This is a genomic window from Noviherbaspirillum album, assembly GCF_035916955.1.
GTDB classification, from domain to species: domain Bacteria; phylum Pseudomonadota; class Gammaproteobacteria; order Burkholderiales; family Burkholderiaceae_D; genus Noviherbaspirillum; species Noviherbaspirillum album.
The window spans coordinates 1-8430 of record NZ_JAWIIV010000080.1; the positions used below are offsets into that span (position 1 = coordinate 1).

Here is an 8430-nt window from a genome sequence, read left to right on the forward strand (position 1 = left end):
CAATGTGGAAGCGCCAGTGGCAGCAGGTCATTCCCTTCTTTGCGTATCCCCCTGAGGTCAGAACCATCATCTACACAACGGATGAAATTGACAATGATTTTGTAAGAGGTTGTGTATCAAAGACGCATTTACTGAAGTTCGGCCACAACAGGATTCGGCCTGCCGATCTGGTGTTTTTCAGATCGGCAGGAGTCAGAAGTTAAACTGTTGATAAAGTCAGTGTGTTTTAACCGGCCACTCCGCTTTCTTGCCGTTCTTCGGTCGGCTCTGTTGCCATCGGGAGAACAGGCGTTGATAGTTTCTTTCTGTTTGTTCTGCCAGGATGCGTTCCTGGTCACGTACCGATTTCAGGTTATAAGCCGCATCGATTCCTTTGCGGCTCCCACGCTGAGCGGGCATGCCTGCCTGTAGCTGGAGTTGACGTCGCTTGTGGTTCACCAAAACCGGTCGCTCCCATGCGAATGGTTCGTCCCGCGTTAGGACATACCACACAATGATGGCGAGCTTACGTGCACACGCCACAGCCGCGATCTGCATTCCACGTCGATCTCGGATACGCAAGAAGAACGCACGCAGTGGCCCTGGTGTCTGCGCTGCGGCCCATGCCGCCTCGACTAGCATGCCACGTGCATGGGAACGCCCACGTTTACTGATCTTTCCATGCTTGGCAGGCTGAAGGCCGGACTGGTGGACTGACGGATTAAGTCCAAAGTAACTGACCAATTTCTCGGGCGATGAGAAGCGCCCAATATCGCCGATTGCAGCCAGCAGGCTGACAGCAATGATGGAGTTGACGCCAGTGATCGTAAGCAGCCGATCGAGCTGGTGATTATGCAGTACAGTTTGCGCGAGCGGCATTTGCACCTGCTGTAAATCTTCATCAATTCGATCGATACTTCGTAAGCGTTGCTCAACGCCGATGCGTTCATCGAGCGGCAGTGGTTGCCGTGAAAGCCAGGCCCGGCCCGTCTTCCCAAAGAGGTCTGACATCGGACATGGCACAATGAGGTGACTCGCGAGCACCGCATGTACTTCGTTTTTCAACCGCGTTCTCTGCCGGATTAATTGCGCCCGCCTGGCTACCTGCCGGCGCAATGCCTGGGTTTCCTCATCAGGTATCCAGAATTCGGGCAAGAATCCGGAAGCATACAACTGCGCCAGAATGGCAGCATCAATTTTGTCAGTTTTGACCTTGGCCTCTGCGATAAGTCTCACTTGCAGAGGGTTGGCGACAATGACACGTCCTGCATGAGGCTTTAAAGCAGCCACGATAGCAGCGGTATTGCCAGTGGCTTCTAGTACGACATGGTCGTCAGGACCTAGTCGGCTCGCATACTGATCCAGCTCAGGATGCTTGAGAAGGACACGTGGTCCGGGCCGGACCATTCCGTCTTGCAAATACGCAGTTTCCGCGACAGAGCGGGAAACATCCATTCCAATAATGCGCATGGCTTTCTCCTGGTAAATAAATACCATGGGAGCAAATGGGCGACACGACAACTACGGATTCGCGCTCGCGGCGCAACCGGGCGGGTCGCAGGGGCAGCCAACTACAAACACGAGCTCACAGCTCATCGTATACAACCGGCTTGCCCACTCTTCGTGCTCCCCTGACGCCCCTGTCCCGGATGGTCACACCATACGCCAAAATTGCAACGGCGGGAACAGTGTGGCGCCAACCCATATCATGCCGGTTACCAATGTCATCGAGAGCTTGCATATGCGACTGCGCAAGATCGTCAAGAACCGGGGGCACTTCCTCAGTGACGAGGCCGCGACCAAGCTACTGTTCCTGGCCTCGCGCAATATTGGAAAAGATTGGAAGATGCCGCAACGAACGTGGAGGCAGGCGGCCAATCAGTTCGCCATTATGTTCGGCGAGCGCTTCACCAACGCTATCCAATAAACCGACCCCGCACACAAATATCCTGACAGGTCCAAGCTATGCCGATTTCACGTCGTAAATTCGTCGTTGCCGCTACAACTGCACCGTTCATATCCTCTTGCGCGACAGACCTTTCTAAATACAGCGAGGAATCAATACCCGAGCTAGCAACTAGACTCGGCGTCGGCGCCATTAGCTACGTCACGCTCGATGTCGGAAAGCCTAGCGCCAGCGTGACGCTGTCAGGCTGCGCCTCGAATGTTCATGTTAATGCAGAAACAATATTCCAAGCGGCCTCACTCACCAAACCGGTTATTGCATTCGTAGTGCTGAAATTGGCGCAAAGCGGCAAGATCGACTTGAACGCGCCGGTGTCACTCTACTTACCTGAAGGTTATATACACCGCCAGAACCCATTTAGCTCGAAAGCCCCAGTAGTTGATCTGGTAAAGCCTGCCACATTGGCCCGTATTCCTTTGACGACATTACTCAATCACACTTCCGGCCTACCAAACTGGACGAGCGGAGCGCTCTCCCCTCAGTTTGAGCCGGGCGAACGATGGCAATATTCTGGTGAAGGTTATGTCCTTTTGCAGGCAGTCATTAGTGCTGTGACCGGACAGGACATTGAGTCTTGCGTGACGAGGTATGTCTTCGATCCACTTGGAATGCGGCGTTCGAGATTACGCTTAACCGAGGATGTTCGTGGACAGCTAGTAAACGGCGCTCTGCGGCTTGGCCTCGACCGCCGGCGAGAATTCAAAGAGCCCAATGCGGCAGCATCGCTGTATACGACATCGGGAGATTATGCAATGCTGCTCGAAGCCTTGCTGTCAGATGAGACTTTATTGCCATTAACATTGGCGAATCCCATTCCAACGGCACCCGAATTAGGCCTTGCTTGGGGCCGTGGGTGGGGCATAGAGATCGCGGCCGGTGGTCCCTACCTCTGGCAGTGGGGTAAGAATCCCGGGTACCGATCATTTGCGATGATGTCGGCATCGTCCAAAGACGGCTTTGTCTTGTTTACCAATAGCGAACGGGGAATGCCACTAGCCGCTGCGCTCGCTCGCGCGACCATCCCGGCTGAGCACGGGGTATTTCGTTTTCACATGTTGGCCTAAGCTAGGCACACTCACCTTACTCTGTGACCGCTTTCTGACGCATTTCGCATTGGGTCCTCTTCCAGATTCGCTTATACCTATTTCAAGTGAGGGCTTAGCAGGATTCGTGAAGATATTCACCAGTCCCGGCGAAGACATTGCTGGACATGATGGGGACGTGCGTCTGAATACGCACAGGGGACGCGACAAGTTCCGGCTTTCCTACAAACGACTCTTCAGAGAGATTATTCAGACCTTGTTATCCATTTATGATGTACTGCCCTACCTATTGACTTCCGAAAAGTGGATAGTATTAAAACTTTTTTTGCACATCGTGGCTGTTGTCGGGTATGAACGAGATGCCCTAGGCGACCTCAGCCGCCTAGGGCAGGTACAAAAAGAGTACAATCAAGCCATGGCATAATTTAGACGCTGGACCATGCTTGTGTAACTACGCGGCGATCCACGCACCATGAAATCCGAAAGGAACCCGGCATGGCAGCTGTACTACGGCAATGGGTCCGGCCGTGATATCTGTTGCATGGAACACCAACAGGTCACTGCGTTGCTCGGCGTTGCGCCATGCGGTCATCACAATCCAGCCGTCCCCTTCATTGGCCGTTTCGTGGCGCGGCGCGAATACCGGCTCTGATAGGACATCGCCTTCCGGCAGGCTGTAGCGCTGCTTGCATCCTGTAGTGAAGTCATGGCAGGTCAATGTCGCATACAATGCATTTTCCGCATCGTTTCTGGGCTTACCATCTGCATGGCAAACGTACCAGCCGTAGCGGTTGTACCGGCCCGCGTATCGCTCGTCGATTCTTGGGAATTCCGCGGGGACGTCGTCAACGACCGCACGCTCGATCTTCCCAGGCGGCGGACCATTCAGATCGATAGTCCAGCGCGCCAATCTTGCTGCTGATTTCCCGGGCTCGCCCGGCCGTCCGTCAGCATAGGGCATCCCCGGAGCCATCTCGGCCTCCATCGCATATACCGTAATCTTGCCATTGGTTTCCCAAGCATTCATGAAATGAAATACATGGCACGCGTCCATGTCCAGCCAACACATTGCACTAATGTCGGCTCCCTTTTGCAATACACCAAGGTGGACGATTCGATCCGTCTCCCACGCAAACAGCGGTTTACCCAGCATGGCTCTATCCATGCTGGAGGTGAGCGGCGTTATTGGAAACAGCACATGCCCGGTTGTCGCAATGAAGTCGTGCACCATGCTGGCATAAGGCGCATGGAACGATTCCATTCTGGCGACCCTGCATCCCCTGTCCAGGGTACCGTAATGCATTTCAGTCGTACCCGGCCCGCTTGCCGAGTAAGCGAAGAAGTGCAGTTCGCCGGTCTCGGGATCCGGTTTAGGATGAGCAGTAAAGCGAGATAAAATTGCTCCGTCGAAACTTTGGTAGCCCTTCGATTCCAAGGTAAGCGGATCGAATTCAAACGGCTGATGCGATTCTTCAAGGGCGAACAGACGGCCAGCGTGGGAAACGATATTCGTGTTGGCCGTTCCCGTACTGCGGCCAACGACCGCCGGATCGCTGGTCGCCGGATTGCCGAATGTTCCGAAAAGCGCCTTGCCAGCCTTGTTCTCCAATTGCCATTTTGGTGTGCGCATCCAGCGGTTTTTGTAGGCGACCTTCCCGCTCCCAAAGTAAAACGCGTGGACCATGCCGTCGCCAGCAAACCAATGGTAGAACTGGTCGCGTGGGTCGAATTGAGGATTCGGCCCAACACGATAAAGCGTGCCGACCAGTGCTTCCGGTAAGGTGCCGATGACACGAAGCTCCGTAAAGTCTTGTTCGCTGCGAACCGGCGCGAAGTTACCGGTTAAAAAATGATGAGTTGAAGTCATGCTGAGTCCTTGGTTTTGCTATTGATCGGATTATTGGAAAGTGCCTGCAGTGCGTTCTCTAGATAGGAGAGAAATGGTCCATCTGTGCCCGAGCCAAACCGTAATGCCGGCTCGTGCATAAAGGCCTGCTGAAGTTTGGTCGCCAGTGCCAGGTCACCGCCCACCTTCTTGCTCTCCAATGCTGTCCACTCCCGTGCGAGACGCTGCAGCTCTGGATCTTTTGGATCGGTGCCGATCGTCATGTGACTGCGTATTGCGGCAATGAGCGGCGGCCATGATGTTGTGTGCCGGATATAATGACGACGCAAGCTACGGATCTCGTCGCTGGTGCAGTACCTGGCATAGATTTTCAAACGGCGGTATGCCATGGCGTGTGAAATATAGGTCATTCCGGCTTGGTCTATTCCGGATATCAGCTGCAGGGAATCTTCATTCCACTGCATGGTGTAATATTTCATCAACAGTCCTTCATCGCCACCGACTTCCGCCATAAGAAGTTGGATCCAGCGGTACGCTAGTTCCTGCGCTTCGTCAGTGTCGGCCTTCACGCCTTCTGTCATCAGCTGCTGCAATGAAATTGTCATTGCTGCTTTCTCTTTATCGCAGCTTTCGTCGACAGAGGCGCGTCGGGCCGCCAGCGCGCGGCGTTCGTCGTCATTGAAATATCGGGAGACAGCCGACATCTGCGCCAACGCGCCGACCCAGTCATCCATGGTTAAGGCAGCGGATTGTTGAACCCGTGATCGAAGTTCGACCAAATGATCACGCAGGTCAACTGCATGGCTGATCTGGTGATCGAGAAAGGCAATCTGCTCTTCCATTATGTCTGGAAAGGTTGCATTACCAGCGGCCAGAACCTTCTGGACTTCGGCTAGCGGAAGACTGAGGCGGCTGAGCGCTTGTATGCGATAAAGCTTGCCAACGTCTTCCAGACTATAGAGCCGGAATCCGCCCTCTGAACGCGTCGAGGGGGAAAGTAGGCCGATCTCGTCGTAATGTCGCAGTGCACGTATCGTCACGCCGGACCGCTTTGCCAACTCGCCAATTTTTAACAGCATATGGACTCCTAAAGTTTCAGATATGCTAAATCCTACCGCAACGAGAGAGTCAAGCGCCTCTCAGGGAATCTGTCATTATTTTTGTGGGCGGAACCGGTCTAGCTGGTAGCGTTGGTGAAGCCGCCCGCCCAACAATGGCGAACTGTTTGGTCTCCTGCATCAGCATCCGCTACGGCGTCTTCGAGTCTTTTCCATATCGCACAAGGCTAGGAACAGCAGCTTGGTCGCCGTCCTGTTGTTGGGCAAGTGCCACTAGTTCCTTGCGGTCCTCCCACGCCATTAGAGTGGTCAAACTGCGGAACAGGTGCATGATGCAAGTCTGGATTTGAGCTTACGCTTAGGCCGCCTCAATGGCTTTCGGGTACCCGCGTAGACCGTCGACGACAGCGATCATGATGTCGATCAAGCCATCCTTCTTGAAGTCGCTGAAGACCTTGAGCTAGCACCTGGCACCTTCGGTTATTTCGTTCCTCAATCCCGGCGCTTCCTGGGAACATCGGCACGCATGCCTAGTCCCAGATACACTGCTTTGCTTTTGTCCTTTCCTTCATCAGGGATTTTGAGCCGCAATACATCGAACTACACGATCGCGCAAACGGTTTTGAGGGGCGTTGCTGCAATTGCGTCAGTTCCTCAATGATTTCGCCAGTGATGGTAGGGATCGGGCCCGGTGACACTTCGGTGCCGTCGAACTCCAGCAAATGGCCCTAGATCTCACGTACGGCCACCCTGCGTTCATATATGCTGATGACATGGTCGTCACAACCGGACATACCCCGTCAGTGCTTGGCCATCGACTCCTTCGACCAGTTTGGCGGCCGGTTTTTCCTTTATCTAGCGCCTATCGAAATATGCAGACAATAGTTTTTCATGTCAGCGATTTATTACGGCCCGCCTATGAAAACAAAACCTCAGCCCGCGATGAATTACTAGAGGCAGCCCAGATTAGATCATCCCACTGACTGTTCCGAACATCCGCAAGCTACTCTGGCACTTGGTATGGCGAATACCGCCACTACTGCGCTCACTATTGCCTAGTCCTATTGACGACGAAGATATCAGGCCTTCGCTATATTCTGCCGTTACCGTCAAGGCGCTAAGCATGAAGTCACACTGTAGTGCTACAAAAGCAATATTCTAAGGGTTTCCAGTATGTCTGGGAAAGTTGCGCCGCCAACTGTCAGAGCTTTCTGGATCGCGTCGAACGGAAGCTCAAATCGGCAAAGTACTTGTATGCGAGAGCGTTTGCCAACGTACTCTGGACTGTGAAGTCGGAACAGACTATCCAAATGGTGCCTATTCAAGACACCTATCGCATTGCAACCAAGTGCCGCAAAAGTTGTGCCGACGGAACGCTCGGCCAATTCGTTAATATTGAAACGCATGAGTGATCCTGAGTTTCCTTATGTGCAAAACCCTCCCACTAAGGGAGAGATGGGTCGGATTTCTGACTAGTTAAGTTGGACGTGAATGCAGGAAGATGTATTTATAGGCATATTTGGTAGTCAAGCTACGCATCTAAATATGAAAACGCTGACAGCCTTGCGCGATCTTAATGGCGTAGGTCTAATAGAGGAAATCTACGTACCAGATCTTAGGCTGCCAATCGACTGTACGTGAAACGGACACTCTGGGTAAGAGTTGAGTCACTAGCCGGAATCTGTCTTCTAAACGTGCGAAAGGCAAAAGCCGGCAGATCTCAACGTAATGTAGCAAGACACGTATCGCGGCAACGGTTCACTTGGACGGTTCTCCAATTCGTAAAATATGACTTCTTATGAAGTTACCGACATGTTAAAACGTATCGTTACGAGAGAGTCAAGTGGCAATTTGGAATTCAAATAGCTGGTTCAGATAATAAAAGAGATGACTATTTAAGTAGTTTGCTAGCGAGATACGGGAACTTCGAAATTAGAACTCATTTCGTAAATAGGTAGTCAACGCTCTTTTCGTCATGACGGAGTTTCATCATGGCGCGGAGAGAAGAACTTACCGATGAACAATGGACGATTCTGGAGCCGCTTATTCCCGCTCCTGTACGACGGTAAGCCAGCGAGCGTTTCGCTGCAGGTTTCACAAACTAAAGATTGTTCTTCGTTCATTATCCATAGTAACTATTTATTTCAAAGGCGTAGATGTATCGACCCAGCGGAATCTGCTCAGACTATGCTGCTAAAGCAAATGCCTCAGCAGGCGTTCTCATGCCCAGCGCTTGATGCGGACGCCGATTGTTATAGAAGCCAATCCAGTCTGCAATGACCCGGCTCGCATGCTGCAAGGTTTCGAACCGATGGCGGTGTACACATTGCTCTTTCAGTGTACGAATCACCCGTTCCACCATGCCGTTCTGCTCCGGGCAATGCGGTGTAATGAGTTCCTGCTTCAATCCATAGCTTCTGACCAGCGCGGTATAGCTGCGGCTGGTAAAGACCAGGCCGTAGTACATGCAGAATGTCAGCCATCAAGAGTAGGAGCATCCTTCTGTTTGTCCGTTTACCGAAGGAGGAACCTGAGATG

The 8430-nt window shown here is 52.7% G+C and carries 7 protein-coding genes and 1 pseudogene; 4 read left to right on the plus strand and 4 right to left on the minus strand.

Translation table 11 applies throughout. From position 1 onward, the window contains the following. On the plus strand, nt 1-203 hold a 203-nt coding region (locus RY831_RS32345), incomplete at its 5' end, for a hypothetical protein (protein ID WP_326510407.1). Between the two features lie 13 nt (nt 204-216). Here RY831_RS32345 and RY831_RS32350 read toward each other — a convergent pair. Next, the gene (locus RY831_RS32350; protein ID WP_326510408.1) at nt 217-1449 is read right to left on the minus strand and encodes an IS110 family RNA-guided transposase; all 1233 of its coding nucleotides are present in this window, start codon (nt 1447-1449) and stop codon (nt 217-219) included. 217 nt (nt 1450-1666) lie between these two features. Between RY831_RS32350 and RY831_RS32355 the strand changes: the two are divergent. The 3 genes and pseudogenes from RY831_RS32355 to RY831_RS32365 all read left to right on the plus strand — a co-directional run. Next, nucleotides 1667-1906: pseudogene (locus RY831_RS32355) on the plus strand (transposase); the annotation flags it as partial. A 38-nt stretch (nt 1907-1944) separates the two neighbouring features. Then, nucleotides 1945-3009 carry a serine hydrolase domain-containing protein gene (locus RY831_RS32360; RefSeq protein WP_326510409.1) on the plus strand — a complete coding sequence of 355 codons (1065 nt, stop codon included), beginning with the start codon at nt 1945-1947 and terminating at the stop codon, nt 3007-3009. Between the two features lie 106 nt (nt 3010-3115). Further along, on the plus strand, nt 3116-3412 hold the full coding sequence (locus tag RY831_RS32365; RefSeq protein ID WP_326510410.1) for a hypothetical protein: 297 nt from the start codon (nt 3116-3118) through the stop codon (nt 3410-3412). A gap of 27 nt (nt 3413-3439) precedes the next feature. Here the strand turns inward: RY831_RS32365 and RY831_RS32370 are convergent, their stop codons facing one another. The 3 genes from RY831_RS32370 to RY831_RS32380 all read right to left on the minus strand — a co-directional run bounded on the left by RY831_RS32370 (nt 3440) and on the right by RY831_RS32380 (nt 8359). Continuing rightward, nucleotides 3440-4855 carry a carotenoid oxygenase family protein gene (locus RY831_RS32370; protein WP_326510411.1) on the minus strand — a complete coding sequence of 472 codons (1416 nt, stop codon included), beginning with the start codon at nt 4853-4855 and terminating at the stop codon, nt 3440-3442. Further along, nucleotides 4852-5913, minus strand: a complete 1062-nt coding sequence (locus RY831_RS32375; protein WP_326510412.1) for a MerR family DNA-binding transcriptional regulator — start codon at nt 5911-5913, stop codon at nt 4852-4854. Before RY831_RS32375 ends, RY831_RS32370 begins: the two co-directional genes overlap by 4 nt. Nucleotides 5914-8077: 2164 nt before the next feature. Further along, entirely contained in the window at nt 8078-8359 is a 282-nt protein-coding gene (locus RY831_RS32380) for an integrase core domain-containing protein (RefSeq protein ID WP_326510413.1), read from the minus strand. Nucleotides 8360-8430 lie beyond the last annotated feature (71 nt).